The sequence below is a fragment of the Mesorhizobium sp. M1312 genome (genome assembly GCF_040318115.1).
Taxonomy (GTDB): domain Bacteria; phylum Pseudomonadota; class Alphaproteobacteria; order Rhizobiales; family Rhizobiaceae; genus Mesorhizobium.
In genome coordinates this window covers 295,738-322,114 of record NZ_JAMYLQ010000002.1, presented here as the reverse complement: position 1 = coordinate 322,114, position 26,377 = coordinate 295,738, and the positions used below count along the sequence as shown (strand labels likewise).

The 26,377-nt window shown below is 62.8% G+C and carries 26 protein-coding genes; 16 read left to right on the top strand and 10 right to left on the bottom strand.

Going from position 1 to position 26,377, the window contains the following annotated elements; genetic code table 11:
- Positions 1-159 precede the first annotated feature (159 nt).
- From ligA to NKH36_RS04275, 4 genes are all read left to right on the top strand, one after another.
- A complete protein-coding gene (ligA, locus tag NKH36_RS04290) occupies positions 160-2,310 on the top strand; it encodes an NAD-dependent DNA ligase LigA (RefSeq protein WP_352960318.1) in 2,151 nt (716 codons plus the stop codon).
- On the top strand, positions 2,307-2,999 hold the full coding sequence (locus NKH36_RS04285; protein ID WP_352960316.1) for a DUF2461 domain-containing protein: 693 nt from the start codon (positions 2,307-2,309) through the stop codon (positions 2,997-2,999). The genes ligA and NKH36_RS04285 overlap by 4 nt, the downstream gene beginning before the upstream one ends.
- Before the next feature lie 136 nt (positions 3,000-3,135).
- Positions 3,136-3,864 carry an AzlC family ABC transporter permease gene (locus tag NKH36_RS04280; RefSeq protein WP_352960314.1) on the top strand — a complete coding sequence of 243 codons (729 nt, stop codon included), beginning with the start codon at positions 3,136-3,138 and terminating at the stop codon, positions 3,862-3,864.
- Positions 3,861-4,157, top strand: coding sequence for an AzlD family protein (locus NKH36_RS04275; protein WP_352960312.1), 297 nt, complete (start codon positions 3,861-3,863; stop codon positions 4,155-4,157). Before NKH36_RS04280 ends, NKH36_RS04275 begins: the two co-directional genes overlap by 4 nt.
- A gap of 113 nt (positions 4,158-4,270) precedes the next feature.
- Here NKH36_RS04275 and NKH36_RS04270 read toward each other — a convergent pair whose 3' ends face one another.
- Positions 4,271-4,648, bottom strand: coding sequence for a cupin domain-containing protein (locus tag NKH36_RS04270; RefSeq protein ID WP_352960310.1), 378 nt, complete (start codon positions 4,646-4,648; stop codon positions 4,271-4,273).
- 227 nt (positions 4,649-4,875) lie between these two features.
- Here NKH36_RS04270 and NKH36_RS04265 point away from each other — a divergent pair, with 227 nt between their 5' ends.
- The 3 genes from NKH36_RS04265 to NKH36_RS04255 are packed head-to-tail and all read left to right on the top strand — an operon-like array spanning position 4,876 to position 6,397.
- Positions 4,876-5,316 (top strand): winged helix-turn-helix domain-containing protein, encoded by a 441-nt coding sequence (locus tag NKH36_RS04265; RefSeq protein WP_352960308.1) that lies wholly within the window; start codon positions 4,876-4,878, stop codon positions 5,314-5,316.
- Positions 5,235-6,056 (top strand): hypothetical protein, encoded by an 822-nt coding sequence (locus NKH36_RS04260; RefSeq protein ID WP_352960306.1) that lies wholly within the window; start codon positions 5,235-5,237, stop codon positions 6,054-6,056. Before NKH36_RS04265 ends, NKH36_RS04260 begins: the two co-directional genes overlap by 82 nt.
- A complete protein-coding gene (locus NKH36_RS04255) occupies positions 6,017-6,397 on the top strand; it encodes a hypothetical protein (RefSeq protein ID WP_352960304.1) in 381 nt (126 codons plus the stop codon). Before NKH36_RS04260 ends, NKH36_RS04255 begins: the two co-directional genes overlap by 40 nt.
- A gap of 118 nt (positions 6,398-6,515) precedes the next feature.
- Here the strand turns inward: NKH36_RS04255 and NKH36_RS04250 are convergent, their stop codons facing one another.
- Positions 6,516-8,360: an aminopeptidase P family protein gene (locus NKH36_RS04250; RefSeq protein WP_352960302.1), complete on the bottom strand. Its 1,845-nt coding sequence runs from the start codon at positions 8,358-8,360 to the stop codon at positions 6,516-6,518.
- A gap of 268 nt (positions 8,361-8,628) precedes the next feature.
- On the opposite strand from NKH36_RS04250, the gene NKH36_RS04245 reads away from it, so the two are divergent.
- Positions 8,629-8,814 carry a hypothetical protein gene (locus tag NKH36_RS04245; RefSeq protein WP_292509794.1) on the top strand — a complete coding sequence of 62 codons (186 nt, stop codon included), beginning with the start codon at positions 8,629-8,631 and terminating at the stop codon, positions 8,812-8,814.
- Positions 8,815-8,850: 36 nt separating this feature from the next.
- Here the strand turns inward: NKH36_RS04245 and NKH36_RS04240 are convergent, their stop codons facing one another.
- Positions 8,851-9,723, bottom strand: coding sequence for a 50S ribosomal protein L11 methyltransferase (locus tag NKH36_RS04240; RefSeq protein WP_352960299.1), 873 nt, complete (start codon positions 9,721-9,723; stop codon positions 8,851-8,853).
- Between the two features lie 64 nt (positions 9,724-9,787).
- The gene (locus NKH36_RS04235; RefSeq protein WP_352960297.1) at positions 9,788-10,363 is read right to left on the bottom strand and encodes an SCO family protein; all 576 of its coding nucleotides are present in this window, start codon (positions 10,361-10,363) and stop codon (positions 9,788-9,790) included.
- A 200-nt stretch (positions 10,364-10,563) separates the two neighbouring features.
- Here NKH36_RS04235 and NKH36_RS04230 point away from each other — a divergent pair, with 200 nt between their 5' ends.
- The 3 genes from NKH36_RS04230 (at position 10,564) to NKH36_RS04220 (ending at position 12,332) form a co-directional block, all read left to right on the top strand.
- Positions 10,564-11,082 carry a CreA family protein gene (locus NKH36_RS04230; RefSeq protein ID WP_352960295.1) on the top strand — a complete coding sequence of 173 codons (519 nt, stop codon included), beginning with the start codon at positions 10,564-10,566 and terminating at the stop codon, positions 11,080-11,082.
- A 97-nt stretch (positions 11,083-11,179) separates the two neighbouring features.
- On the top strand, positions 11,180-11,821 hold the full coding sequence (locus tag NKH36_RS04225) for a DapH/DapD/GlmU-related protein (RefSeq protein ID WP_352960293.1): 642 nt from the start codon (positions 11,180-11,182) through the stop codon (positions 11,819-11,821).
- A gap of 82 nt (positions 11,822-11,903) precedes the next feature.
- Positions 11,904-12,332 (top strand): low affinity iron permease family protein, encoded by a 429-nt coding sequence (locus tag NKH36_RS04220; protein WP_352960291.1) that lies wholly within the window; start codon positions 11,904-11,906, stop codon positions 12,330-12,332.
- A gap of 3 nt (positions 12,333-12,335) precedes the next feature.
- On the opposite strand, the gene NKH36_RS04215 is transcribed toward NKH36_RS04220, so the two are convergent.
- Positions 12,336-13,202, bottom strand: coding sequence for an SDR family NAD(P)-dependent oxidoreductase (locus tag NKH36_RS04215; protein ID WP_352960289.1), 867 nt, complete (start codon positions 13,200-13,202; stop codon positions 12,336-12,338).
- Positions 13,203-13,343: 141 nt separating this feature from the next.
- Between NKH36_RS04215 and NKH36_RS04210 the strand changes: the two genes are divergently transcribed.
- Entirely contained in the window at positions 13,344-13,625 is a 282-nt protein-coding gene (locus tag NKH36_RS04210; RefSeq protein WP_352960287.1) for a hypothetical protein, read from the top strand.
- 6 nt (positions 13,626-13,631) lie between these two features.
- On the opposite strand, the gene NKH36_RS04205 is transcribed toward NKH36_RS04210, so the two are convergent.
- Both NKH36_RS04205 and NKH36_RS04200 read right to left on the bottom strand, forming a co-directional pair.
- A complete protein-coding gene (locus NKH36_RS04205; RefSeq protein ID WP_352960285.1) occupies positions 13,632-14,207 on the bottom strand; it encodes a TMEM175 family protein in 576 nt (191 codons plus the stop codon).
- Positions 14,208-14,403: 196 nt separating this feature from the next.
- Positions 14,404-17,172, bottom strand: a complete 2,769-nt coding sequence (locus NKH36_RS04200; protein ID WP_352960283.1) for an ATP-dependent helicase — start codon at positions 17,170-17,172, stop codon at positions 14,404-14,406.
- Between the two features lie 266 nt (positions 17,173-17,438).
- Between NKH36_RS04200 and NKH36_RS04195 the strand changes: the two genes are divergently transcribed.
- Positions 17,439-18,284: a dienelactone hydrolase family protein gene (locus NKH36_RS04195; RefSeq protein WP_352960651.1), complete on the top strand. Its 846-nt coding sequence runs from the start codon at positions 17,439-17,441 to the stop codon at positions 18,282-18,284.
- Here NKH36_RS04195 and NKH36_RS04190 read toward each other — a convergent pair whose 3' ends face one another.
- Positions 18,285-19,190, bottom strand: coding sequence for an EamA family transporter (locus tag NKH36_RS04190; protein WP_352960281.1), 906 nt, complete (start codon positions 19,188-19,190; stop codon positions 18,285-18,287). It abuts the gene before it with no gap.
- Positions 19,191-19,279: 89 nt separating this feature from the next.
- Between NKH36_RS04190 and NKH36_RS04185 the strand changes: the two genes are divergently transcribed.
- Complete coding sequence (locus NKH36_RS04185; protein ID WP_352960649.1) at positions 19,280-19,759, top strand: Lrp/AsnC family transcriptional regulator; 480 nt, start codon at positions 19,280-19,282, stop codon at positions 19,757-19,759.
- A gap of 25 nt (positions 19,760-19,784) precedes the next feature.
- Here NKH36_RS04185 and NKH36_RS04180 read toward each other — a convergent pair whose 3' ends face one another.
- Positions 19,785-19,982, bottom strand: coding sequence for a hypothetical protein (locus tag NKH36_RS04180; protein WP_023676715.1), 198 nt, complete (start codon positions 19,980-19,982; stop codon positions 19,785-19,787).
- A gap of 123 nt (positions 19,983-20,105) precedes the next feature.
- Entirely contained in the window at positions 20,106-20,612 is a 507-nt protein-coding gene (locus NKH36_RS04175; RefSeq protein ID WP_352960279.1) for a thioesterase family protein, read from the bottom strand.
- Positions 20,613-20,794: 182 nt separating this feature from the next.
- Between NKH36_RS04175 and NKH36_RS04170 the strand changes: the two genes are divergently transcribed.
- Together NKH36_RS04170 and NKH36_RS04165 are read left to right on the top strand one after the other, a co-directional pair.
- The gene (locus NKH36_RS04170; RefSeq protein ID WP_352960277.1) at positions 20,795-22,207 is read left to right on the top strand and encodes an FAD-binding oxidoreductase; all 1,413 of its coding nucleotides are present in this window, start codon (positions 20,795-20,797) and stop codon (positions 22,205-22,207) included.
- Between the two features lie 93 nt (positions 22,208-22,300).
- Complete coding sequence (locus tag NKH36_RS04165) at positions 22,301-26,311, top strand: AsmA family protein (RefSeq protein ID WP_352960275.1); 4,011 nt, start codon at positions 22,301-22,303, stop codon at positions 26,309-26,311.
- The last annotated feature ends 66 nt before the right edge of the window (positions 26,312-26,377 follow it).

Below are 26,377 nucleotides of genomic sequence, written 5' to 3'. Positions count from 1 at the left end.
GGCTCCCTCACGGCAAAATCCTGATCTATTGTATTGCGCGCCGCTACAGCGTCGCGCGCCCTTTCGGATGCGCAAAGGACGCTGTAGCAATTTGATGTTTGCGCGTGATCCTTTCTGAAGATCGTTCCGAGCTTCGGGGTCAGCGTCGAGGAGCAGTGCATGTCCGAAAAACCTGTCGATGCGCTTGACGAAAGCGAGGCAGCAAGCGAGCTGAAGCGGCTGGCGGAGGAAATCGCCGACCACGACCAGCGCTACCATGCCGAGGACGCGCCGACGATTTCGGACGCCGCCTACGACGCGCTGCGGCGGCGCAATCTCGCAATTGAGCAGCGTTTTCCCCATCTTGTGCGCGAGGATTCGCCGTCCCGCAAAGTCGGTGCCGCGGTCTCCGAGAAATTCGGCAAGATCGTCCATGCTATTCCGATGCTGTCTCTCGACAACGCTTTTGCCGATGCGGACGTGATCGATTTCGTCAGCCGCATCCGCCGTTTCTTGCGGCTCGGCGCAGACGCGCCGCTGGCCATGACGGCCGAGCCGAAGATCGACGGCCTGTCGCTGTCGCTGCGCTACGAGGCCGGACGGCTGGTGACGGCAGCAACGCGTGGCAACGGCCAAGTCGGCGAGGATGTGACGGCCAACGCCCGCACCATTGCCGAGATCCCCAATGTGCTTTCGGGCGACTTTCCCGATGTGCTGGAGGTGCGGGGCGAGGTCTATATGCGCCTCACTGATTTCGCCGAACTCAATCGCCGCAATGCCGAGGCCGGAAAACAGGTTTTTGCCAATCCGCGCAATTCGGCGGCAGGCTCCTTGCGCCAGCTCGACACCTCGATCACCGCCAGCCGGCCGCTGCGGTTTTTCGCCTATGCCTGGGGCGCGGTGAGCGCCATGCCTGCCGACACCCAGAGGGGGATGGTGACTGCATTCGAGCGCTTCGGCTTCCGGGTCAATCCGCTGATGAAGCTGTTCGACAGCGTCGAAGGGCTGCTCGAACAATATCGGCTGATCGAATCCAACCGGGCGACGCTCGGCTACGACATCGACGGCGTCGTCTACAAGGTGAACAGCCTCGAGCTGCAGCAGCGGCTGGGCTTCGTGTCACGCTCGCCACGCTGGGCGATCGCGCACAAATTCCCGGCCGAGAAAGCGACGACGATCCTGACCGGCATCGACATCCAGGTCGGCCGCACCGGCGCGCTGACACCGGTGGCGCGGCTGGTTCCGGTGACGGTCGGCGGTGTCGTGGTGACCAACGCGACGCTGCACAATGAGGACTACATCAAGGGCATTGGCAATAACGGCCAGCCGATCCGCGAAGGCCGTGACATTCGCATCGGCGACACTGTGAGCATCCAGCGTGCCGGCGACGTCATCCCCCAGGTCATCGACGTGATCATGGAAAAGCGGCCGCCCGACAGTGTGCCATATGCATTCCCAGAGCTTTGCCCGGCCTGCGGCAGCCACGCCGTGCGCGAGGAAGGTGAAGCAGTCAGGCGCTGCACCGGCGGATTGATCTGCCCGGCGCAAGCAGTCGAGCGACTGCGTCATTTCGTGTCTCGAGGTGCTTTTGATATTGAGGGGCTCGGTGAGAAGCAGATTGAGTTCTTCTTCCATGCCGAGGATCCGTCACTACGCATCTATTCGCCGGCCGACATCTTCACGCTGAAGGCACGGCAGGCAGCATCGGTGACCAAGCTCGAGAATGTCGACGGTTTCGGCGCGACCTCGGTACGCAAGCTGTTCGCAGCAATTGACGATCGGCGGCAAGTCGAGTTCTCGCGCTTCCTCTATGCGCTCGGCATCCGCCACATCGGCGAGACCAACGCCAAGCGGCTGGCCCGCCATTTCCTTTCCTTTGCCGCTTTCCGCGAAGCCGGGCAAAACGCCGTCATGCCGGCCGGCAAGGGCGACCCTGGCAACGCTGCCTGGCAGGAGTTGAACGGCATCAACGGCATCGGCTCGATCGTTGCCGAGGCAGTGGTCGATTTCTTCGCTGAAGACCATAACCGGCAGGCGCTCGATGCATTGCTGGAGCAAGTAACAGTGCTCGACGAGGAGCCGGTCGGTGGCGTGTCGTCGCCGGTCTCCGGCAAAACCGTGGTCTTCACCGGTGCGCTGGAGAAAATGTCGCGCGACGAGGCCAAGGCGATGGCCGAAAAGCTCGGCGCCAAGGTCGCCGGCTCGGTGTCGAGGAAGACCGATCTCGTTGTTGCCGGACCAGGTGCGGGCTCCAAGCTCAAGCTCGCCACCGAGCTCAGCATCGAAGTGATCGACGAGGATGCGTGGTTGGCGCGGATCGGCAAGGCGTGACGGTGGCATTTAACGGTTTCGGCCAAAAGGCCATTCCCTTCCTCAAGGCGCTCGATTTTCATCAGAGCCGGGAGTGGTTTCTGGAAAACCGCGACCTCTTCGAAAGCGAGCTGCGCGACCCCTTCGGCGATCTGGTCGAAACGCTCTCCGAGCGGTTCGCGGCGATAGGGCTGGGTTTGCGCGGCGATCGCAAGAAGTCACTGTTCCGGATCAATCGCGACGTGCGTTTCGCCAAGGACAAACGACCGTACAACCGGCATCTGTCCGCAATCCTTTCGCCTGACGGCACCAAGATGGAACAAGGTGTGTTCTTCGTCCATATCGGGCTTGAGCGCTGCTTTGCAGGCGTTGCCTGGTGGCAGCCGGGTCCGGAGCTGTTGCTGGCGATGCGCAACGCCATCGCGACGCGGCCGGACGAATTCCGGGCGCTGATCAAGGCGCTGAAGCAGAACCGTCTCGAACTTGATGCGGAAGGCTGCATGAAGCGAGCGCCACGCGGCTTTGAGCATGTCACGGAGGCCGATCTCACGGCGGCCATCCGCAATCGGCATTTCGTCGTCCGGCACGCGATCGACCCTGCGGGAATCCACAGTGCGGTATTGGTCGACGAGCTCGTCGATTTCACCATGCGGGCCAAGCCGCTGCTCGACTGGGGCAGGGCGATCGAAGGCCAAGTTCCGGTGGACTAAGCTCCGGACCGATGATGCAGGCGTGAACGTGCAAAATGGCTGCGCGATCATTTCCGCTGATCGTTTGGCTCAAGCGAATTGGTGTGACAAGGCAGGCGGCGCTCCCTACATACGACCATTCCCGAGGGAGTGGTCGATGTCGGCGGAAGCAATCTCCGAAAACGGCGCGAAAAGCGATTTTTGGCAAGGCGTGCGGCTCTCGATGCCCGTCGTGGTGGCGTCCGCGCCGTTTGCGTTGCTGTTTGGCGCTATCGCCGTCGACAACGGTTTTTCGGTGCTCGAAGCCTTCCTGATGAGCGCCATGGTCTTCGGCGGCGCCAGCCAGATGGTCGGCATCGAATTGTTCGGGCAGCATGTCGCGCCATGGCTGATCGTGCTGTCGATCTTCGCCGTGAATTTCCGCCATGTGCTCTACTCGGCGGGTATCGGCCGCCGCATCGCGCACTGGCCGCTGGTGCAGCAGGCAGTCGGCTATTTCATCCTGACCGATCCGCAGTTCGCGGTGGCCGAGCGTAAGGCGGAGGCCGGCGAGACGGTCGGCTTCGCCTGGTACATGGGGCTTGGTCTGCCGGTCTATGTGTTCTGGGTAACTGAAAGCGCGCTCGGCGCGATGTTCGGCACGCTCATTCCCGATACGCATGCGCTGGGTATCGATTTCCTGCTGCCGATCTATTTTCTTGGATTGGTCATGAGCTTTCGCAAACGGCCACTGTGGCTGCCGGTGGTTGTCGCAAGTGCCGCTGCCTCCATCATCGCCTACAAGACAGTGGGCTCGCCCTGGCACGTCTCCATTGGCGCCGTGGCCGGCGTGCTGCTCGCGGTCATCCTGCCGCCGCATCACAGCGGTGTGGAGACGCAGCCATGAGCACAACCTTGTGGATCATCATCGCCGGTGCGATCGCCACTTATCTGACCCGCATCGGCGGGCATCTGGTGATCTCGCGCTTCGAAAACATCCACCCGCGCGTCGAAGCCGGGCTGAACGCTGTGCCGGCGGCGGTGCTGACGACGCTGGTGGCGCCAGCGGCGCTTGGCGCCGGACCCGCCGAATGGGCGACATTGACCGTCGCCGGACTGGTCTCGCTGCGCGGCGGGCTTATGGCGATGTTTTTGGCCGGCGCCGCCGTGCTGATCCTCGCCCGGCAGTTCGCCGGGTAACTGGACCGGCTGAGTACGCCACTCGTCGTTTCCATCTAGAAAATCCTGACACCCGGCACGTCGCCCAGACGCCTGAAACCGACTCGCGCGAAACGTTCTTGTTAGGCCGCCTTCTACGGTATTCTCCCGTCCATCTCCGGGAACAGGACAACGCTTTCCTGTGCGGTCGGTTCGTTGCGGGCGCCGATAAAGATGGCCGGCTTGCTTGCCCTATTGACAGCAACGTGGAGCACGTTGGCCGGAATATAGAGATAGTCGCCGGGATGCACGAGGTCCCGAAATTGCAGTTCGTCTCCACTCCACATCTCCAGCTCGTCTCCGCTCAGCATATAAAATGCTGTTTCGTGACGTGCGTGGACGTGGACCTTGGTCCGTTTCCCCGGAGGCATCGTGACCACGCCCAGCCAAAGCGCCTTCGCGCCGACGGTCTCAGCACTTATTCCCGGCAGATAGTCCGACCCCTGTTTGTTCGGCTCGATAAGCCTCGCCACCCCCGACGATTACAGCTTTTCTGTCGCTGGGCGTGACGCTGTCCGCTCCGGACGCTTGCTTCAACATCGTCATTTCGACCTCCCTTTGTGTTAGTCTGTGCGAAGAACGGCCAAGATGACCGCACGTCCGGCCGGAGTCCTAAAGGGGGAGGCGAAAAGTTCCGAATTCTTCCGAAGCCAGCAAGCGGAATGTCGCGGCACCGCGACGCTTAGCGTTCGGCCCGTTCGTGCTCGACGTGCTGCGCGGGGCGCTTGTCCGCGAGGGCCGGCCGGTTGCGCTCGGCCAAAAAGGCTTGTCGTTGCTTCAAGCCTTGCTGGAGGCACCGACGCAAGTGCTGAGCAAGACGGCGCTCATGGAAGCGGCTTGGTCCGATGCCGTTGTCGAGGAAAGTAACCTCTCTGTGCAGATTGCGGCCCTGCGCAAGCTGCTCGGGCCACAGCCGGACGGCAGCGAGTGGATCGCCACGGTTCCCCGCACCGGATACCGCTTCGCCGGCAGCGTCCGTGTACTGGACGCCGCTGCAGACGGCGCGCTTCCAAGTCCCGCCGGCCGACCAGTCTTCCTGAAAGACCGTCCATCGCGGTCTTGCCGTTCGTCAATGTCAGCGGCGACAGGGAACAGGCGTATCTGGCTGACGGCATCACGGAGGGCATCATCACGGCACTGACGAGGTTCCGCTGGTTCCGGGTGATCGGGCGCGGTTCCAGCTTCGTCTACAAGGACAAGTCGGTCGACTCCAAGCAGGTGGCCCGCGAGCTTGGCGTCCGTTATGTGCTGGAAGGCAGCGTGCGCCGGTCCGGCCAGCACATCCGGGTCTCGACGCAATTGGTCGATGCGGCCTCGGCCAATCAGATCTGGGCCGAACGATACGAGATGGAAATGACGGAGGCATTCGCCGTCCAGGATGCCATAGCCGAGCGGGTGGCTGGCGCGATCGAGCCCGAACTGCTCAAGACGGAGTCGCTTCCAGCCGCCGCACGCAGCAGCGGAAATGCGACGGCCTGGGACCTGGTGCGGCAAGGTACCTGGCATTTCCACCACGTCGGCCGTCAGACTCACTTGAGTGCCCGTAAGCTGTTCCGGGAGGCGTGCAGGCTCGATCCTGAACTGGCAGAGGCCCATCTTTGGCTCGGCCGGGTGAGCGCCGGCATCGTCGCATACGGCTGGAGCGACAAACCGGAACAGGATATTCGGGAAGGCCTGGATGCAGCCTTGAAGGCGGTTCGGCTCGACGAGAAGAACCCCTATTCGCACTACGCGCTGGCCATCTGCAGCATCTACGCGAATGCGCCGGAACAGCCGTTCTTGCGGCGGAAAAGGCGATCGAGATCAGCCCAAGCTTCGCCCTCGGCCATCTGGTGTTGGGAATGGGTCAGCTTTTCCGCGGCAGCGCATCCGAGGCAATAGCGCCGCTCGAACACGGCCTTACGTTGAACCCTTACGATCCGCAGAACTTCGTCTGGTTCAATGTCCTGGCGCTCGCCTATCTGTTCGCAGGACAGGCAAACGAGGCGCTTGCCGCAGCCATCAAGGCGCGCAAGATCGCTCCCGCTTGGCGGCCCACCCACGAAACACTCGCCTGCTGCTACGTTTCGCTTGGCCGCCCGCCGGAGGCAAGATCTTGCGTTGAACTGATGTGGGAAGTGGAAAATCCTTCAGGCGATGCCTTGGCGCCGCTCAGGCTGCGCAATCCACATTGGGCCGACGAGATGGCGCATCTGTTGAAGAAAGCCGGTTGGCAGCAATAAGACTACAGGTCATTCCCGTTGGGGCAGCACAAGCTAGGTCCGCTTCGCACTCATAATTTCCAAGGGGTGATGCCGGTCTGCCCCGGGATCGATAGCTGACCGACCGCCTTGCTGAAAATCAGGACTTCTGGTCGTGCGGCAGCGGTGCGGTTGCGTTTTCCAGCCAGGCCAGCGTCTCGCCATCGAGCATTGGTCCGATCTCGGCCAGCACGCGGGCGTGGTATATGTCGAGCCAATGCAGCTCGTCGCGCGTCAATAGGTCGGATCGCACCAGCCTGGTGTCGATAGGCGCCAGCGTCAGTGTCTCGAAGCCGTGCATGGCGATGTCGCCGCCCTCTATCGGCTCGGCCGGTGTCACCAGAATGAGGTTCTCGATGCGGATGCCGTAAGAGCCTTCTTTGTAGTAGCCCGGCTCGTTGGAGACGATCATGCCTGCCAGCAGCTTTTCGGTGCCGGTCTTTGCGATGCGCTGCGGGCCCTCGTGCACGGCCAGATAGGAGCCGACGCCGTGGCCGGTGCCATGGGCGAAATCGCAGCCATGTTTCCACAGAGCCAGGCGCGCCACGGCATCGATCTCCGAGCCGCGCGTGCCTGGCGGAAAGCGCAGCATGGAAATGCCGATCATGCCTTTCAGCACCAGTGTGAAGCGCTCGCGCATTTCCTCGGTTGGCTTGCCGATCGGCACGGTGCGGGTGATGTCGGTGGTGCCGTCCTGATACTGCCCGCCGGAATCGAGCAGGAACAGTTCGCCAGACTGAAGCTTTCGGCTGGTGGCGCGGGAAACGCGGTAGTGCATGATGGCGCCATTCGGACCGGCGCCCGAGATGGTGTCGAAGGAGACGTCGCGCAGCGGCATCTGCGTTTCCTCGCCGGTCCTGCGGCGGCACTCCTCGAGCTTGGTGACGACCGCGATCTCGTCAAGCTTGCCGGGTTCTTGGCGGTCGAGCCAGCAAAGCAGCCTGGCGACGGCGGCGCCATCGCGGCGATGCGCGGCGCGAGCGCCGTTGATCTCGGCCTGGTTTTTCGTCGCGCGTGGAATGCGGGCAGGATCGGGTGCGGCAATGACGGTGCCGCCATTGTCCTCGACCAGCATTCTCAGTTTCTCCGCCGCCAGCACCGGATCCAGCGCGATCTTCGCGCCGCCCTTGGCTAGGGCTGCGATAACAGCTTCGAATTCACCGGGTTCGTGCAATTCGGCGAGCTGCGTCAGATAGGCCGCGACGGTGCGCGAAAACTTGCGCTGATCCATAAAGAGCAGGTGCGACCCGTCGGCGGCGAGCACGGCAAAGCCGAGCGCCAGCGGCGTATGCGGCACGTCGCCGCCGCGGATGTTGAAGGCCCAGGCGATGGAGGACGGGTCGGTCAGCACGGCATGGGTGGCGCGATCTCTGCCGATGGCCTCGGCCAGCCGTGCCAGCTTGTCCTTGGCCAGCTCGCCGGCAAAGGCGATTGGATGGAGCTCGACCGGCGCCAGCGGTGGTTCGGGCTGGTTCTTCCAGATGGCATCGATTGGATTCGTCTCGAGCGGCACCAGTACCGCTCCCGATTTTTCGGCTGAAGCTTTCAGCGCTTTCACGTCGCCGATCGTCTGCAGCCACGGATCGAAGCCAAGCCGCACGCCCTTGCCGAGATTGTCCTTGATCCAGGTGGGAGGCGGATTGTCGACCAGGCTTTCGATCGAGAAGATGTCGAGATCGACCTCCTGGCGCACCTGCAGCGTGTAGCGCCCGTCGACGACCATGAAGGCACGGTCGCCGAGCACGATGGCGACGCCGGCCGAACCGCTGAAGCCGGTCAGCCATTTCAGCCGCGCCGAGCGGTCGGCGACATATTCGCCCTGATGCTCGTCGGCACGAGGCACGATGAAGCCATCCAGCCCGTTGGCCGCCAGCCATTGACGCAGCAACGCCACACGCGGCTTGCCGACGGCGGGGTCGCCGGCGGAATCAAAGGTCTGGAACATCTGGCCTCTCCTCGGATGTTAGCGCGACCGTAGCGCATGACCCCGAAAATCGGAATCGACTTTTGCTGCGCTGATCGTCGGTCCGGAGAAAATCAGCGCAAGATCAAAGTGCTACAGCGTCAGCCGACTGACAACCGATAGGGTTTGGTCCAGAGCATCGCTTTTGCGCATAGAAGCGATGCAGAATCGGCGATTTTCAAATAGGTCAGCAGAGCTTACCTTTTTGGCGTGGAGGAAAGAGTCTTATTGCCCTGCAAAGGAGACCATCATGTCCACGATTTCAGCCAGACGCGGATTTTTCAGAAGCGCCATGAACGCTCTCATCGAAGCGCGCCAGCGCGAAGCGAGCCGCTATGTGAGCGGCGTTCTGCTTGGTTTTGACGACGAAACGCTGAAAGCGCACGGCTACGATCGCGAAGAACTGAGGAAGACGGCAAGGTCGCGCTACGTCTGAGCGAATTTACGGCTTGCGATTGAAGGGTGCTGCGCGTCACCGCTTGAGGTGGATTGTCACCCAGCCTTCGCGATGCAACGTCCTGACATGACGGAACTGCTGGCCGACATAGGCCGAGACCACCGCGTCGCGCTGCCGGTCGAGAATGCCTGACAGAACGATCGAGCCGCCCAGGGTGATATGCCTGGCCATTTCGGGCGCCAGCCGCATCAGCGGCCGCGCCAGTATGTTGGCGACGATGAGGTCGAAGGGGCCGCGCGCGGCAAAGATCGGATGGTGGAAGCCCGGCGCCATCACCGTTTCGACGAGCGCCTTGACGTGATTGAGCCGCGCATTGGCGGCGGCGACTGTTATGGCGACCGGATCGATGTCGGTCGCCAGCACCGGGATATGGGCGAGCTTGGCCAGCGCGATGGCCAGCACCGCACTGCCGGTGCCGAGGTCGAGCGCGTTGCGCGGGCGCTCGCGCCGAACAACCTGTTCCAGCATTTCAAGGCAGCCGGCGGTGGTGCCGTGATGGCCGGTGCCGAAAGCCAGGCCGGCCTCGATCTCGATGGCGAGCTCGCCGCTGTGGCGCTTCCTGCGGTCATGCGCGCCGTGAACGAAGAAACGGCCGGCGCGCACGGGCTTCAGTCCCTCCAACGAACGCGTCACCCAGTCGATATCAGGCACGGGCTCCCGCGTAATCGGCATCGACAGGGCGAGCCCGGCAAGTATGTCTTTCACGCGCGCCTCGACGGCATCGACATCGCCGTCGGCATAGAGCGACACTTCGTGGATGTCGCGGTCCTCGTCGACCTCGAGCACGCCAATCGGCAGGCCCTCGTCTTCGAAGGCCGCTTCGAACGCCGCGAAGATACGGTCGGCCTCGATCTTTCCAGTGGTGAAATATAGTCGCGTTTGGGTCATCAAACGTTATTTTTGTTTGAGCATGATCTTTTCCGAAACCGATCCCACTTTTCGGGATCATGCTCTAACCTTCCGCCAGCCGCTTGAGCTTGGCGATGGCGGTATCCGAGCTTTCGCCATAAGCGATGGTGCCGGCGAAGTCGCCCCTGGCGTTGAGCAGCAGCACCGAAGCGGTGTGGTCCATCGTGTAGTCGCCGTTGCCCGTATCGACCTTCTTCGAATAGATGCCGAAGGATTTGGCCATGGCGCGAACCTTGTCCGGGTCGCCTGATATGCCGAGGATGCGGTCGGAGAAATTGCTGATATAGGCGTTCATGATTTCGGGCGTGTCGCGCTCCGGGTCGACAGAGACGAAATAGGCGCGCAGGTTCTTGCCGTCGTCGCCCATCGTCTTCAGCCAGCCGGCCAGTTCGAACAGCGTGGTCGGGCAGACTTCCGGACAATGGGTGAAGCCGAAGAAGACGACGCTGGGGTGGCCGCGAAAGGCAGCCTCGGTGATCGGAGCGCCCTTCTGGTCGACCAGCGTGAACGGCGCGCCGAACGGCTCGCCGCCATAGTGCCCGCGGTACCAGTCGAAGGTGAGCCAGCCGATGCCCGCCGCCATCAGGACGAGAATGCCGACCAGTATTGAACGCATCATCAATTGGGTGTCCGTCGTGATTTCATTGGCGCCGTATCGGCGCAAAGCTTGTTCGGCGAACACTCTTAACGGTTTGATCTCACGCGCGCAAAGATGTCGCGTTGCCGCAACCGGCTTTCCTGTCAAAAGGTGATCCGCTTGCAAAGCGCTGCCGCCCGTCCCACCTGAGGTCGGCAAAACTCGAACCGCAGGAGGCTTCGTTGCAACGACTGATTGGGCAAGGACTGATTGGGCGAAATCTGATCGGCGGCGCTTTGGCCGCATGCCTTGTTATCGGTGCTGGTGCGGCTGTCGCCCAGGAAGTGGGCAAGGTCGGCGTCGACTGGCTCGGCAACGACATCATCATCGAGGCGATCAAGGATCCGAAGGTCGAAGGCGTGACCTGCCACGTCTCCTATTTCGATCGCGGCGTGATCGATCGCCTGCAGAAGGGCAACTGGTTCGAGGATCCGTCCGATTCTTCGATCTCCTGCCGCCAGACCGGGCCGATCACCATCGGCGACATCGATATGAGCGAGGCCGGTGAGGAAGTGTTCAAGCAAGGCATCAGCCTGATCTGGAAGAAGCAGGTGGTGAACCGCATCTACGACAAAACCAATGAAACTCTGATCTATCTGTCGCATTCGCGCCAGGTGCAGGACGGTTCAGCGAAAATGTCGGTCACCACGGTGCCGCTCTATGGCCAGAACGTGGTGTGGACCAACGGCAAGCCGAAATAGAATTTGAAGTGCTACAGCGTCTTTCGCGCGTCCAAACGGATGCGCGGCGCTGTAGTTCGGCTTGCGAGAGCGTTTGGGGCGGCGTAAAGCCGCCGGCATGGACCGTCCCGAAAATCTTGTCCTGAAAGACCCCGAGCCGCGCATCCACCCGACCGCGGAATTGAAGGCATGCAAGCTTGGGCGCTACGCCTCGATCGGCGAGCGGGTCATCTTGCGCGAAGTCATAGTGGGCGACTTCTCCTATTTCGAGCGTCACGCCGAGGCTATCTACACGACCATTGGCAAGTTCTGTTCGATTGCCGCCAACAGCCGGATCAACGCGCTGGAGCATCCGGTTGAGCGGTTGACCCAGCACAAGGTCAGCTACCGCCCGAACGAATATTTTCGCTGGCTGGGCGTCGACGCGGCGTTCCGGGAACGGCGGCGGGCGAAGTCGGTGACCATCGGCCACGACGTCTGGATCGGCCATGGTGCGGTGATCATGCCTGATGTGACCATTGGCAATGGCGCGATCGTCGGCGCCAATGCTGTGGTGACGCGCGACGTACCTGCCTATGCAATTGTCGCCGGCGTTCCGGCCAGGCAATTGCGCCAACGCTTTGCGGCGGATATCGCCGCGCAGATCGAAAGCCTTGCCTGGTGGGACTGGCCGCCCGAGAAACTGGCCAAGGCAGTCCCCGACATGCAAGCAATGCCGATCGAGGCCTTTCTCGATCGCTGGGAAAACGAAATACCCTGATCTTGCGGGCACGTGCACGGTTATGTCCGTGAAATCCCTCCGTGCAGGGAACCCGGAGCAGTTGCTGGTTGTTTCTCCTGCCATGATAGAGAAGCTTTTCACCAGGATCGCCAACTACGTTGCTCATCTCGCCGGTCTGCCGTCGACATTTGCCGTCTGTTTCCTGATCATTGTGGCGTGGGGGGCAAGCGGACCGATGTTCGGGTTTTCCGATACGTGGCAGCTCATCATCAACACCGGCACGACGATCGTCACCTTCCTGATGGTGTTCCTTATCCAGAACACCCAAAACCGCGATGGCGCCGCGATCCAGGCGAAGCTCGATGAATTGATCCGGGTCAGCAAAGCCAAAAACAGCTTTATCGGCATCGAGCATCTGACCGAATCCGAGGTCCAGGAGATCCGCGAGAAATGTGAGCGCGCGGCGAAGCGGCATGACCGGCAGGTCGCCGATACGACCGTCAAGAAAGCCGCGGCGCAAAAGCACAGCTCGAAGACTAATGCAGCGTGAGCGTCAGCTTTCCATGAACGCCGCGAACGCTTCCTTGTGGTCCGGGTGCCAGCGCGATAGAGCAGGGCGGTTCTCTATGACGTCGCCTATCGCCCAGGCCATGCGCTTTTCGTCCATGGACCGTGTCGCCTCGTTATCGGGGCACAGGATGTAAAAGTCGCCACGCACCAGCGCGGCCAGCATGAAGTCGATCACCTGCTCGCCGGTCCAGGCGCCGGCGGGCTTTTCGGTCGCACCCTCGGTCAGGCCCGTAAATGTGAACCCCGGAATGAGCAGATGCGCCGCAATCTTGGCGCCGGGCTCATTGCGCAACGCATGCGCCAGGCCTTCGGTAAAGGTCTTCACGCCGGATTTGGAGACATTGTAGGCAAGGTTGCCGGGCGGCATGGTGATGCCTTGCTTGGAGCCGGTGTTGACGATCAGGCCCGGTTTTCCTGCAGCCAGCATACGCGGCGCGAAGGCCTCGACGCCATGGACGACGCCCCAGAAATTGATGTCCAGCAGCCGTCTCCAGGCCTCGCGGTTTTCCCAAGGTTTGCCGGGATTGTTGCCGACGCCGGCATTGTTCATCAACAGCGACACGCCGCCGAAGGCACCGAACGTCTTTTCGGCCAGCCGGTCGACTTCGTCGGCTTTCGAGACGTCGGTGGCGACAGCAAGTATTGCGCTATCGCCGGCAATCGTGGCAACGGCGCGGGCAGCCTCATCGAGCCGCGCCCCATCGAGATCGGCAAGCACGATTTTCAGGCCCATCGCTGCCAGCCGCTTGGCCGCGGCAAGGCCGATGCCGCTTGCGCCGCCGGTGATGACGGCAACGTTGCCGGAGGTAAGGGCAGGCAAAGCGGTCTGGATTTCGGCATCGGGGGTCATAGGCGATCGTGTCCTCATTCCTTGTTCAGGTTGCGCCGAACTTAACGCGGCGACGGGCTCGCGCAAGCCGCTTTGGCGTCCTTGGGTTGACCATATCGGCAGGCGCTGCGCATGCTGTCCGCGTAAGAAGGAGATTACCGATTGACCGACTGGATCGAGATCCTGAAAGAACAGACCGCCACCGGCGACCAGATGAGCCGCGAGGTTTCGCAAATGCTTGCCAATCCCGACATCAGCGAAGCGCAAGTGAGGACGCTGTTTTCGGCGCTCGAAAAACAGGCGGAATTCGTCGAGAAGCTGCGCATGGCGCTGGAGAAATTCGGCCATGATTTTTCGGTGATCAAGGCCGCCGAGCGGCTGGAGGAACGCTATGCCGACCTTGCGGCCTCGGTGGCGGAAAAGCTGAAAGCGATGCGGGAATAGGCAGACCTATTTTTCGATCAGCCTCTCGAACCGCCTGTCCGGTACGAACCAGATCATGGCAACCAGCACATAGAGCGCGACGCTGATCCATTGATTGACGAAGGCCAGCGGAATGGCGGCGATGTAGAGGACCACCGAGATCTTTTCCTTGCGGTCGGTGCCTGCCGCTCTGGCGAAGGCAGTGTCGTTGCCATGCAGCCGGTGCAGCATGACGACTAGAATGAAGTAGGCGGCCGCGCAAAGCGCCAGGACAACACCGTAAACGGCGACAGGCACCGGCGCGAAATGGTTTTCGCCCATGAAGGCGGTGGTGACGGGCATCAGCGACACCCAGAACAGCAGATGCAGATTGGCCCACAGCACGTGGCCATCCACCCGCTGCACGGTGTGGAACATGTTGTGCAGATTGTTCCAGTAGATGCCGACGTAGATGAAGGACAGCACGTAGCTGAGAAAGGTCGGCCACAGAGGTGCCAACGCGGAAAACTCCGCGCCATGCGGCACCTTCAATTCCAGCACCATGATGGTGATGATGATGGCGATGACGCCATCGGTAAATGCCTCAACCCGTCCCTTGCCCATGGATTCTCTCTGCTGCGCTTGCCTCATCCTAGGCGATCGAAGTGGCTGGAGGGAAGGCCTGGGCGCCGTCGTTCAGCCGTTCGGCGTCTCGGGCGAAAGATGCGCGCGCGCTGGCCCGGCACGCCAAGACCGGTGTCCGGCGGCTCGCCGGCCTGTCTCCCTCCTGCATGGGCCTTTTTTCTGAGCGAGGCTTTTCTCACACCCCGGTGACAAACCCGTCCAGCACGCGTTTCTGGCCGGCCTTGTCGAAGTCGATGGTGAGCTTGTTGCCTTCGATGGCGGAAATGTTGCCGTTGCCGAATTTCTGGTGGAAGACGCGATCGCCGACACTGAAGGGGGATGGCTTGTCAGCGACGGATTTGGCGACCAATTCGCCGTCGATGGTGCGGCCCTTGATCGAGGTGCGGCCGGCGCCATAGCCGGAGTCGGTTTCGCCATAGCCGATGCGCTCGACCTGGTGGCCGGAACGCGAGCCCCAGTTGCGGTCGGTCGCCTCAGTGCGGTTCTGTTGCGCGCGCTGCCAGCCCGGCGTCGCATAAGTGCTGGAGAAGGCGCCGGATTTCTCGGTGCCGCCTGTATTGCCGCCAACATTGTCGAAGCGCGACGCGCCATAGGGGTTCTGCCTTCCTGCCCCCTGGCCGCCCCGTCCGGAGGCGAAGGAGCCGCCGCCGTAGGCATTGCCGTAGCCGCCATAGGAGTTGCCGCTCTCGGCGACCTCGACATGGGCTTCCGGCAATTCATCGAGGAAGCGCGAGGGGATGGTCGATTGCCACAGGCCGTGGATGCGGCGGTTGGACACGAACCACAAATGCAGGTTCTTCTTGGCGCGGGTCAGCCCGACATAGGCCAGCCGCCGTTCTTCCTCCAGCCCGGATCGGCCGCCCTCGTCGAGCGCGCGCTGGTGTGGAAAAAGACCTTCCTCCCAACCAGGCAGAAAAACCGTCTCGAATTCGAGGCCCTTGGCCGAATGCAGCGTCATGATGTTGACGGCGTCGAGCTCGGCGTTCTGCTCGGCGTCCATCACCAGTGCGACATGTTCGAGGAAGGAGCGCAGCGATTCGTACTCCTCCATGGAGCGGATCAGTTCTTTCAGGTTTTCCAGCCGACCGGGCGCTTCCACCGAGCGGTCGTTCTTCCACATGTCGGTGTAGCCGCTCTCCTCCAGGATGGTCTCGGCGAGCTCGGTGTGCGGCGTCGTCTCCAGCGCCTTCTGCCAGCGCTCGAAATTGGCGGCGACTTCGCGCAGCGCCGCGCGCGGCTTCGGCTTCAACTCGTCGCTCTCGGCAAGTTTTTCCGCAGCCTCCAGCATCGGAATGCGCAGCGCGCGCGCCGTGTCGTGGATCTGGCGGATGGTGGCTTCGCCCAGCCCGCGCTTCGGCACGTTGACGATGCGCTCGAAGGCAAGGTCGTCCGCCCCTTGCGCGACGACGCGGAAGAAGGCCAGCGCATCGCGGATTTCGAGGCGCTCGTAGAAGCGCGGGCCGCCGATGACGCGATAGTTGAGGCCGAGGGTGACGAAGCGGTCCTCGAACTCGCGCATCTGGAAGGACGCGCGGACAAGAATCGCCATGTCGTTGAGATTATGCTTCTGCCGCTGGTAGGCCTCGATCGTTTCGCCAACGGCGCGGGCCTCTTCCTCCGAATCCCAGGCGGCATGGACATGCACCTTCTCGTCGTCCTCGGCGATCTTTTCGGTGAACAGCGTCTTGCCGAAGCGGCTTTCATTGTGGGCGATGAGGTGGGAGGCGGTGCCGAGGATATGCGCGGTGGAGCGGTAGTTGCGTTCCAGCCGGATGATCGTGGCGCCGGGGAAATCCTTGTCGAAGCGCAAGATGTTGTCGACCTCGGCCCCGCGCCAGCCATAGATCGACTGGTCGTCGTCGCCGACGCAGCAAATATTTACTTTGTTATCGCTCACGGGCTGTTCCGCGCCTGCCGGCGCGGGCCCTCCGCGAGGGCCTCGCAACGGCTCGGACGGACGGTCGTCCTTGCGGCCTTCGGCCGGAATTCCCGATTCATCCTTCGGAGTTGCCGGTCTATAGCTACCCGCCTCCGTTCTATCCTGAACTCCGGAAAGACTTGGAACGCGACCACCCGGAGAGCCACTTCGTGGTGGTTGCGGCCCGCCCGGCCGCTGCGCAAGGAGCCGCAGCCACATGTATTGGGCAGTGTTGGTGTCCTGATACTCGTCGACGAGTATATAGCGGAAGCGCTTGTGGTATTCCTTCAGCACGTCCGGATAGGCGCGGAAGATGCGGATCGGGTGGCACAGAAGATCGCCGAAGTCGCAGGCGTTCAGCGTCTTCAGCCGCTCCTGATAGGCCTTGTAGAGCTCGCGGCCCTTGCCATTGGCGAAGGCGCGGGCGTCGCCCTCGGGAATATCGGCGGGGCCTAGCCCCTTGTTCTTCCAGCCGTCGATCATCTGGGCGAACTGCTTGGCCGGCCAGCGCTTGTCATCCAGACCTTCGGCCTGGATGAGCTGCTTGATCAGGCGCACGACGTCATCGGTGTCGAGGATGGTGAAGTCGGATTTGAGCCCGGCGAGCTCGGCGTGGCGGCGCAGCAGCTTCACTCCAATCGAGTGGAAGGTGCCGAGCCACGGCATGCCTTCGACATTACCTTCGCCGATCAGCAGACCGATACGCTGCTTCATCTCGCGCGCCGCCTTGTTGGTGAAGGTGACCGCCAGTATCTGCGAGGGGAAGGCCTTGCCGGTGGCGAGGATGTGAGCGATGCGGGTGGTCAAGACGCGCGTCTTGCCGGTGCCGGCGCCGGCCAGCACCAGAACCGGACCCTCGGTGGTTTCCACCGCCAGCCGCTGCTCGGGGTTGAGCCCGTTCAGATAATCGGGCGCATTGTTATGGCCGCTACGGGCAGCCATGGCGCGCGCAGCGATGCCCGACGGGGCCACGGGCCGCGCGTTCGGTTCGTCAAAAAAAGGCATATCTTCCGAAAAGCCGGGCATCTCCCCCCGAATGTAGTGATTCGGCAGCGAAAGGCTAGAAGTGTCTCCGTTTTGTTCTCTGTCCAGGGCCGGAACCTACAAACGGATAGGTTTAACCCACCGAGTCGTGGAGCGCTGCATGCTGGGCTTCACTCATCCGTGACTGGACCATGCGAGCTTCTATCTTATCTTGCGCGGCGGGACTGTTTCCCCAAGCCGAGGAGAGCGTCACGACAAAACCGAGCCCTGCCAGCCCAGCCGTCGCGACACCCGCCATTACCCAGGCGATGATCGACGCTTATGACGAATACACGCATCTGACGCTCGACCGGCGGCGCTTGATGGAACAGTTGACCAGGCTTGCCGGATCAGGTGCGGCGGCGGCCGCAATTGCGCCGCTGCTGGCGGCGAATTCAGCCCGGGCGGCGATCGTAGCCGAGGACGATTCACGCCTGACCGGCGAGGACATTAGCTATCCCGGCAGCGGTGGCGAGATGAAGGGCTATCTGGTCAAGCCGGCCGGCCAGTCCGGCAAGCTCGGCACCGTCATCGTCGTGCATGAGAACAGGGGGCTCAACCCGCATATCCGCGATTTGGCGCGGCGCGTGGCGCTGGAAGGGTTCGTGGCGCTTGCCCCGGACTTCCTGTCGCCGCTCGGCGGCACGCCGGCCGACGAAGACAAGGCGCGTGAGCAGTTTTCCAAGCTCGATCCGGCGCAGACCGTCGCCAATGCGGTCGCAACGGTCGCTTTCCTCAAGGGACATGCGGACGGCAACGGCAAGGTCGGCGCGGTCGGCTTCTGCTGGGGCGGCGGCACGGTGAACACAATGGCTGCCAACGCGCCGGATCTGGCTGCCGCTGTCGCCTATTACGGCATGCAGCCGAAGGCCGAGGATGTGCCGAAGATCAAGGCGGCGCTGCTGCTGCATTATGCCGGGCTCGACACCCGCATCAATGCTGGCATCGACGCCTTCAGGAAGGAGCTCGATGCAGCCGAGGTCGAGTACACGATCTATGTCTATGAAGGTGCCAATCATGCCTTCAACAATGACAAATCCGCGGCCCGCTACGACAAGAACACGGCGGATCTCGCCTGGGGCCGGAGCACCTTCCTCAGGGAAAAGCTTGCCTGATCAGGCATTTGCCGGTTTGTGAAAAGCGACGCCGGCCACCACCAGTGCGATGCCGAGGCAATCGGTAAGGCTGGGTATCTGGCGGAGCACAATGACGCCGATCAGCGTGGCGGTGACCGGCAGCAATGACAGCATCAGCGCGAAGCTCGATCGCGGCAGCCGCGACATGGCAAGCTGGTCGCAGATATAGGGGATGACCGACGAGCAGATGCCAACGCCGATGGCGGCGATGAGCAGTGGCGGCGCCGAGAAGGCCGGCAGCGCATCGGTGAAGCCGATCGGCAGCACGATGACTAAGGCGACCGCCATGGCGGCACCCAGGCCGGCGATGCCGTCGCCAGCGCCGGCGCGGGCAACGCGATGGCCAAGCACGATGTAGCCGACGAACAGCGCGCCGTTGAGGAAGGCCCAGAACAGGCCGATCGGGTCGCTTGACCATTTGACATCGATCAGTAGCAAGGTGCCGACGACGGCAACGGCAAGGGCTGCGAGATTGCGCGGGCTTCTGACGCCTACCAGCGCGACGCCGATGGTGCCGACGAATTCGATCGCCGCGACCAGCGAGATCGGCAAGCGGTCGAGCGCCAGGTAGAAGGAGCAATTCATCACGCCAAGGCAAGCGCCAAAAGCGAGAAGCAGCAGTCGTGTCGGCCGGTCGGCGCGGGCGAAGACCGTCCAGGGCGGGGTCAGCGGCGCGAAGACCAGGGTGGCCGTGACGATGCGCAGCCAGGCCATGCCGAGCACGCCGACATGCGGGAAAAGCAGCACGGCGAATGCCGGCCCGAGATAATGGAACACGGCGCTGACGCCGAACCAGACATGCGGCGGCAGCGAGGTCGCCAGCTTGCCAAAAACAGGGCCGGCGAGCGCAGAGACTGCGCCTGGGGCTTGCGCTTGATCATCCATAGGATCATTATCGCAGGCGATCTTTCTGGTTTATATGGATGATGACCAGCCAAAGAGATCATTGATTTTCCAAAACCAAGGAGTTTTCCCTGAAACGCCTTCGAACCGAAAATCCCGGCTTGGATGCGGCAGATCTGAAAATCCTGCGCCTGCTGGAGAAGGATGCGCGTACCAGCACCGCTGAACTGGCGCGCTCGGTCGGCCTGTCGGCGCCCAGCGTGGCCGAGCGCATTCGGCGGCTGCAGGAGAGCGGCGTGATCGAGGCCTATACGGTGCGGATAAATCCGGCCGCGCTCGGCATGAAGCTGTCGGCATGGCTGCGAATCAGGCCGGTGCCGGGACAACTGGCTGTGGTGGCCGAGATCATCCGCGACTTGCCGGAAATCGCGCAATGCGACCGGGTGACCGGCGAAGACTGTTTCATCGCGCTGGCGCATGTCGGCTCGGTGGCCGAGCTCGAACGGGTGATCGACCGCATCATTCCGTTTGCGATGACCAACACCGCGATCATCCAATCGTCGCCGGTGGTGGCGCGCTCGCCGCTGGAGGCAGTGAAGCGGCAGCCCTGACGGTTAAGGAATTAAGCGCTGCCCGTCAGGCGTGGCCGCGTTTCATCCGCGCCTGCTTCAGGATGGCGCGCCAGCGGATCATGGCGAAAGGGATCGGCTCATTGTTGTTGGCGATGTGAAAAATCTCGTTGTTGAGGTTCTTCAGCGAGCGCCAGAAATCATAGTCGGTGATGCGTGGGTCGGCCGCCAGCCTATCCGCCTCGACCTTGATATCGGTTTTCATGCACGTTCCCCGAACCGCTTCAGCTCCGCCCCCCGTATCAACCCGATGCGGAGGGTTTTCCAACGCCGCGCTGAGTCGTTCAACGCCTCAATTCGGCTTGTTCACGTTAAAACCTTGGTAAGGTTAACGGCGGTCGGACTGCGGTTCAAGCGTCTTGCGACGAATACCGATCGAACGGCCGGCGCGTTCAGGCATCGGCAGCGCCGCATGAGCGGCGCGCATTGCCTCGATCTTGGCCAGCACATCGGCCGGGAAGGGCGCCACCTTCGGTCCGGACATGTCGACATGCAGCGATAATGATTCGGAAGTGGCAGCGAGCCAGCCGTCGACATGACGAATTTCCTGGTAGGCCCTGAGCCGCTTGTCGTCATGGTCGAGGAGTTGGAATGAGACATTGACCTTGTGGTCGAGATGCAGCTCCCTGATATAGCAGACATGGACTTCCGCCGTGTAGATGGTCAGCCGCCGCTGCTTCACATAATCCAGCCCCATCCCCATCATTTCGAACGCTTCGTCGGAGCAGCGGTCGAACAGCACGTTGTAATAGGCCATGTTGAGATGGCCGTTATAGTCGATCCAATCCTTTTCGATGTCCATGGCACGAGAGACGAAGGGGGCGGGGATGGACATCAAGAACTTCCTTCTCGCTGGAAAGAGCGCGGTCGGTGAGACTAGAGCGCACAAAGTACCCTCTAGGGCTTTGAATCTTCGCATCGTGCTTTCCGAAAATCGATTCCGATTTTCGGGCCGATGCGATAAGCATCCATAAATCCATAACAAGGGTGGACACTGGTCCATTCGCGGAGGAATCGATGGCTCTGAGCGACCTCAATCCGGTCGAGCGCAATGAAGAAGGGATCGCCGCCGTGCTCGGCATCCTCAAGCAGCGGCTTGGTGAGCGGTTCCAGACCGGCCAGGCAATCCGCGCCCAGCACGCGCATACCACCACTTACATCCCAACTCAGGCGCCGGATGGCGTGGCGTTTCCGGAGACGACGGCGGAGGTGCAGGAGATCGTGTCGGCCTGCGCCGCGCATCGCGTGCCGGTGATCGCCTTCGGCGTCGGCTCCTCGCTGGAGGGCCATACCAACGCGCCGGGCGGCGGCATCTCGCTGGATATGTCGCGGATGAACCGCATCCTCGCGGTCAACCCGCAGGATCTCGACTGCACGGTCGAGCCCGGCGTGACGCGCGAGGATCTCAACCGGCACCTGCGCGACACCGGTCTGTTCTTTCCGATCGATCCGGGCGCGAATGCATCGCTCGGCGGCATGGCGGCGACGCGGGCGTCGGGCACCAATGCGGTGCGCTACGGCACGATGCGCGAGAATGTGTTGTCGCTGACGGCGGTAATGGCCGACGGCGAGACGGTGACGACCGGCAAGCGCGCAAAAAAGAGCTCGGCCGGCTACGATCTGACGCGGCTCCTGATCGGCTCTGAAGGCACGCTCGGCATCATCACCCAGCTGACCCTGAAGCTGCAGGGCATTCCGCAAGCGATTTCCGGCGGCGTCTGCCCGTTTCCCAGCGTCGAGGCGGCCTGCAACGCGGTGATCGCGACAATCCAGATGGGCATTCCGGTGGCGCGCATCGAACTGGTCAATGCGCTGCAGATGCGGGCGATGAAGAGCTATTCGAAACTCGACTATCCGGAAAGCCCGTGCCTGTTCGTCGAGTTCCATGGCAGTGATGCCGGCGTTGCCGAGCAGGCCGAGACCTTCGGCATGATCGCCGAGGAATATGGCGGCGGCCCGTTCCTGTGGACCAGCGTCGCCGAGGAGCGGACGAAACTGTGGAAGGCCAGGCACGACGCCTACTGGTCGTCGCTGACGCTGCGGCCGGGCGCCAAGGGGCTGTCGACCGATGTCTGCGTGCCGATCTCGCGCTTTGCCGAATGCGTCACGCAAACCGAGGCCGACATTGCTGAAATGGGCCTGATCGCGCCGATCGTCGGCCATGCCGGCGACGGCAATTTCCATGTGCTGGTGCTGATGGACACGGACGATCCGAAGGAAATCGCCGCGACGGAAGAATTCGTGGCGCGGCTGAACATGCGGGCGATCGGCATGGATGGAACCTGCACCGGCGAGCACGGAATCGGACAAGGCAAGGTCGGCTTCCTGCGTCATGAACTCGGCCACAGCGTCGACATCATGCGCACGATCAAGCAGGCGCTCGATCCGCTTGATATCATGAACCCTGGGAAGATACTGCCCGCCGACTAGAGCCTTTTGCTCTTGGGGCGATCGATTTGCCTCTTTATCAACACGCTGATGCGGGTAGAGTGCGGCTGATTTTCAATCGACTGCTCGGAGCTGATGCTCGCACGCCTGTTCGTGATCTTCGGTGGCTTTTTCGTGCTGGTGCTGTGTGCGGCGCTGGTGGTGCCGTATTTTGTCGACTGGACGGGCTACCGTGCCGATTTCGAGCGCGAGGCGAGCGCCATTCTGGGCCGCAAGGTAACCGTTCAGGGCGATGCAACGGCGAAACTGCTGCCGTTTCCCTCCGTCACCTTCTCGAACGTCACCGTTGCCGGCGGCCCCGGCGGCCAGCCGGCAATGACCGTCGAGACCTTTTCGATGGATGCGGAACTGGCACCTTTCCTGAGCGGCGAGGTGCTGATCTTCGACATGCGGCTGGTGCGGCCGAGGGCGACGATCGACATTGCCGCGGACGGCACGGTCGACTGGGCGATACGCCCGTCCTCGCCCTTCGATCCCAGCCAGATCTCGATCGAGAAGCTGACGGTGACGGGGGGAGAGATCGCGCTGCGCCATGCCGCCGGCGGGCGCAGCCATCTCCTTTCGGAGATCAATTCGACGATCTCGGCCAAATCGCTGGCCGGACCTTGGCGGATGGATGGCTCGTTTCGGCTCGACGGCCTGCGCAGCACGGTCGTCGCCTCCACCGGCACGGCCGGAAGCGACGGGCAGATGCGGCTTCGGCTCAAGCTCGATCCGGATGCCTATCCACTGGTCATCGAGGCCGATGGCAATGCCGGCATCGTCAACGGCGCCGCCATCTATTCGGGCCAGTTCAAGGTCGCAAGTTCCGACAAGAATGGTGCCGACAAGAGTTCAGCCCAGCTTCAAGGCTCCGACGGTGAGATGATGAAGGCCAGCGCCGGCAAGCCGGAGCCGGGGTTCAGGCTGAACGGCAAGTTCTTGCTCGACCACCGGAAGCTTGGGGTCGACGAATTCCGTTTCGAGACCGGGCCGCTCGACAACCCCTACACCGCCGACGGCAAGGCTGCCGTCGAGCTTGGGCCGAACCCAAGCTTTTCGATCGAGGCTGATGGTGCTCAGGTGCAGTTCGATGAAGCCGTCGGCGCCGCGGCCGGACTGACACTATCCGAGCGTGTCGCGGCACTGGAGCAGGCGCTGCTCGACCTGCCCAAGCCGACCATACCCGGCACCGTCGAGGTGAAGCTGCCTGCGGTGGTGGCCGGCGACACGACGGTTCGCGACGTGCGCCTTTCCGCCGAGCCGGCCGATGCTGGCTGGTCGGTGAAGTCGCTGGCCGCGACGCTGCCCGGCCGCGCCAGACTGGAAGCAAACGGAATGCTCAGCGTCGAGGACCATTTCGGCTTCACTGGCTCGCTGCTTCTGGCCGTGGCGCAGCCTTCAGGCTTTGCTGCCTGGCTGTCAAAGGATGTCGACGAAGCGATCCGCCGGCTGCCGGCTGCCGGCTTCAAGGCCAAGGTCGACCTGACCGGGAAGCGCCAGGCCTTCAGCGACCTCGAGCTCGTTCTCGGCAAGGCCAAATTTTCCGGTCGCATCGATTCCAGCCAGCCCGACGACGCCAGGCCGTCGGTGCTGATGCGGCTCGAAGGTGGCGAACTCGATGTCGACGGCCTCGCCGCCTTCGCCTCGATATTCATCAGCGACAAGGGCGCCAACCGTTTTTCCGACCGCGACCTCGATTTCCAGATCAAGGCCGGGCCGGTCAGTGCCGGCGGACTGACCGCTGATACGGTCGATACGGCGCTCAGACTGCGCGACGGGCTGCTCGAAATCGACCGGCTCTCGGTTGGCGGGCTTGCCGGCGCCTCGATCAGCGCCACCGGCCGGATCAAGGATTTTCCAGTGAGTCCGACCGGCAAGCTCGATACCTCCGTGGTCGCCGTCGACCTCAAGCCGTTGGTCGATGTCGCGGCGCAGCACTATCCGGACAATCCCGTGCTGAGGGGGCTGGCGAGGCGTGTGGCGGCCTATCCCGAGCTGTTCCAGGATGCGCGCATCGATCTGGTGACGAGTGCTGCCGCCAATGGCGATGGCACGACGGGACTCGCGGTCAGCGCGCAAGGCAAGGCCGGCGGCTCGGCGTTTTCGGCGTCGCTGTCCGGGAACGGGGTGGCCGATCGGCTGCTCGAGGCGCCGGTGTCGCTGACCTTCTACGCCAGGAATACCGACGCCACCGCACTTCTGGCGCTTTACGGCCTGCCGACGCTGCCGCTCGGCATGCTTGGCGAGGCGACCACCGATGTCTCGGCGAAAGGCACGCTTGGCGGCGGCATGGCGACGAGCTTCAACCTCACCGGCAACGACTTCAAGGCCGGTTTCGACGGGACATTCGCCGGCACGCCACAAGGCCCCACCGCCAAGGGCAAGGTCAGTCTGGAAGCTGCCGACATCGAGCCGTGGCTGATGACGACAGGCGTCGGCTTGCCGGGCATGGGGACAGGCATGTCGACGTGGCTTGCGGCCGACGCCGATTTCGGCAACGGCCTTCTGGTGCTGTCCGGCCTCGGCGGCGCCGTCAACGAGGCGGCGATTTCCGGCGACGTCAATGTCGACGTCAAAGACGGGCTGCCGCATCTTGCCGGCGCGCTGGTGCTCGATGAGCTGGATCTCGACCCGATGGCGGTGGCACTGTTTGGTGACCAGGCCTTCCTGGGCGCCGGCAGGGCTTGGCCGAGCGCCCCATTCAGCCAGAAGTCCAGCCTGCCGTTCACCGCCGAACTCGACCTGAGCACGGCATCGCTGGTCGCCGGCCCGCTGGCAACGGCCTATGACGCGGCGCTTTCGCTAAAGCTCGACCAGGAAGGCATCCGCGTTTCGGACCTCAAGGCAAAGTTCGCCGGCGGTGCGCTTACCGGGCTGTTCGAGCTGAAGAACAATGACGGCACCGGACTTTTGTCCGGCCAGATGAAACTGGCGGGCGCCGATCTGGCCACCGTACTGCCGCAGGCAGGCATCAGCGGAAGCGGCGATTTCTCGACCGCGCTCTCGACCAGCGGCAAATCGGTCGATGCGATGGTTGCGGCGCTGTCCGGTTCCGGCACGGCGGCCCTGAAGAGCTTGACCATTGCCGGCGTCAATCCCGACGCCTTTGGCGCTTTCATCGCTAAGGCCGACGCGATCGGGCGCGATATCGATGCGGCCAAGACCGCCGCCTTTGCGCCGCAGATCGCCGCGGACGGCAGTTTTCCGGCTGGGGATACCGACATCGCCTTCACAATTGCCGGCGGCACGCTGAGGGCACCGCCGGTCAATCTTGAAAATCCGGCGGCGAAGCTGTCCGCCGGCGTCACGGCGGACCTGAACGCCAGCACGGTCGCCGCCAGTGGTTCGATCATTTATCGGCCCGGCGACGAAGCGCTGGTCGGCTCCGATCCGACTGTGAATTTCAGCGTCGACGGACCGTTCGGCGCCACGAAGCGGCAATTCGACAGTGAGCCGCTGGCGCAGTTCCTGACCCAGCGCGCGCTGGAAAAGGAACAGCAGCGGGTCGAGGCCATGCAGGCGGCACTGCTTGAAAAACAGCGGTTGCGGCGCGAGGTGCGTTACTACGCGGCCCTGCAAGCCGAGCGTGAGAAGGCAGCCGAGGAATTGCGCAAGCAGCAGGAGGCGGCGCGGCTGCAAGCCGAGGCAGATGCGAGGGCGAAGGCTGAAGCCGAGGCAAGGGCTCAAGCTGAAGCGGAGGCGAGGGCCGAAGCGGAAGCGAAGGCCAAGGCGGATGCGCAGGCGAGGGCTGAAGCCGAGGCCAAAGCCAAGGCCGAGGCGGAGGCGGACGCACGGGCCAAGGCGGATGCCGAAGCGAGAGCCAGGGCGGCGCAAAAAGCGGCGGACGAGGCGGCGAAAGCCGAAGAACAGCAACGCCGGAAAGCGGAAGAGGCGAGGCGGACGGATGAGGCGATGCGGATCGCTGCGGAAGAAAAGGCAAAGCTCGACGCCGAACGCAGGGCCGCCGCTGAGCAGGCGCAGAAAATCGAGCGCGCGCTCCAGCCGCCGGCCAATGAAAACCCGCCACCAGCAGAATCCGCGCCAAAACCCACGCTTGAACCTTCGTCGATCGACAATCTGCTGAAGTCGCTGGGCGGCGGATAGCTCGATCTGGAGCCTGTTCCATCCCTATTGACCATGATCTTATCCGAAAACCGGTCCCCGCTTCGC

Excerpts from the sequence above, each read along its gene's own strand:
- NKH36_RS04170 (WP_352960277.1), top strand. The coding sequence starts at position 20,795 with ATGGCTCTGAGCGACCTCAATCCGGTCGAGCGCAATGAAGAAGGGATC.
- NKH36_RS04240 (WP_352960299.1), bottom strand. The coding sequence starts at position 9,723 with ATGACCCAAACGCGACTATATTTCACCACTGGAAAGATCGAGGCCGAC.
- NKH36_RS04245 (WP_292509794.1), top strand. The coding sequence starts at position 8,629 with ATGTCCACGATTTCAGCCAGACGCGGATTTTTCAGAAGCGCCATGAAC.
- NKH36_RS04165 (WP_352960275.1), top strand. The coding sequence starts at position 22,301 with ATGCTCGCACGCCTGTTCGTGATCTTCGGTGGCTTTTTCGTGCTGGTG.
- NKH36_RS04200 (WP_352960283.1), bottom strand. The coding sequence starts at position 17,172 with ATGCCCGGCTTTTCGGAAGATATGCCTTTTTTTGACGAACCGAACGCG.
- NKH36_RS04220 (WP_352960291.1), top strand. The coding sequence starts at position 11,904 with ATGATAGAGAAGCTTTTCACCAGGATCGCCAACTACGTTGCTCATCTC.
- NKH36_RS04195 (WP_352960651.1), top strand. The coding sequence starts at position 17,439 with ATGATCGACGCTTATGACGAATACACGCATCTGACGCTCGACCGGCGG.
- NKH36_RS04190 (WP_352960281.1), bottom strand. The coding sequence starts at position 19,190 with ATGGATGATCAAGCGCAAGCCCCAGGCGCAGTCTCTGCGCTCGCCGGC.
- NKH36_RS04205 (WP_352960285.1), bottom strand. The coding sequence starts at position 14,207 with ATGGGCAAGGGACGGGTTGAGGCATTTACCGATGGCGTCATCGCCATC.
- NKH36_RS04225 (WP_352960293.1), top strand. The coding sequence starts at position 11,180 with ATGGACCGTCCCGAAAATCTTGTCCTGAAAGACCCCGAGCCGCGCATC.
- NKH36_RS04175 (WP_352960279.1), bottom strand. The coding sequence starts at position 20,612 with ATGTCCATCCCCGCCCCCTTCGTCTCTCGTGCCATGGACATCGAAAAG.
- NKH36_RS04280 (WP_352960314.1), top strand. The coding sequence starts at position 3,136 with ATGTCGGCGGAAGCAATCTCCGAAAACGGCGCGAAAAGCGATTTTTGG.
- NKH36_RS04250 (WP_352960302.1), bottom strand. The coding sequence starts at position 8,360 with ATGTTCCAGACCTTTGATTCCGCCGGCGACCCCGCCGTCGGCAAGCCG.
- NKH36_RS04215 (WP_352960289.1), bottom strand. The coding sequence starts at position 13,202 with ATGACCCCCGATGCCGAAATCCAGACCGCTTTGCCTGCCCTTACCTCC.
- ligA (WP_352960318.1), top strand. The coding sequence starts at position 160 with ATGTCCGAAAAACCTGTCGATGCGCTTGACGAAAGCGAGGCAGCAAGC.
- NKH36_RS04235 (WP_352960297.1), bottom strand. The coding sequence starts at position 10,363 with ATGATGCGTTCAATACTGGTCGGCATTCTCGTCCTGATGGCGGCGGGC.
- NKH36_RS04255 (WP_352960304.1), top strand. The coding sequence starts at position 6,017 with ATGGGTCAGCTTTTCCGCGGCAGCGCATCCGAGGCAATAGCGCCGCTC.
- NKH36_RS04180 (WP_023676715.1), bottom strand. The coding sequence starts at position 19,982 with ATGAAAACCGATATCAAGGTCGAGGCGGATAGGCTGGCGGCCGACCCA.
- NKH36_RS04275 (WP_352960312.1), top strand. The coding sequence starts at position 3,861 with ATGAGCACAACCTTGTGGATCATCATCGCCGGTGCGATCGCCACTTAT.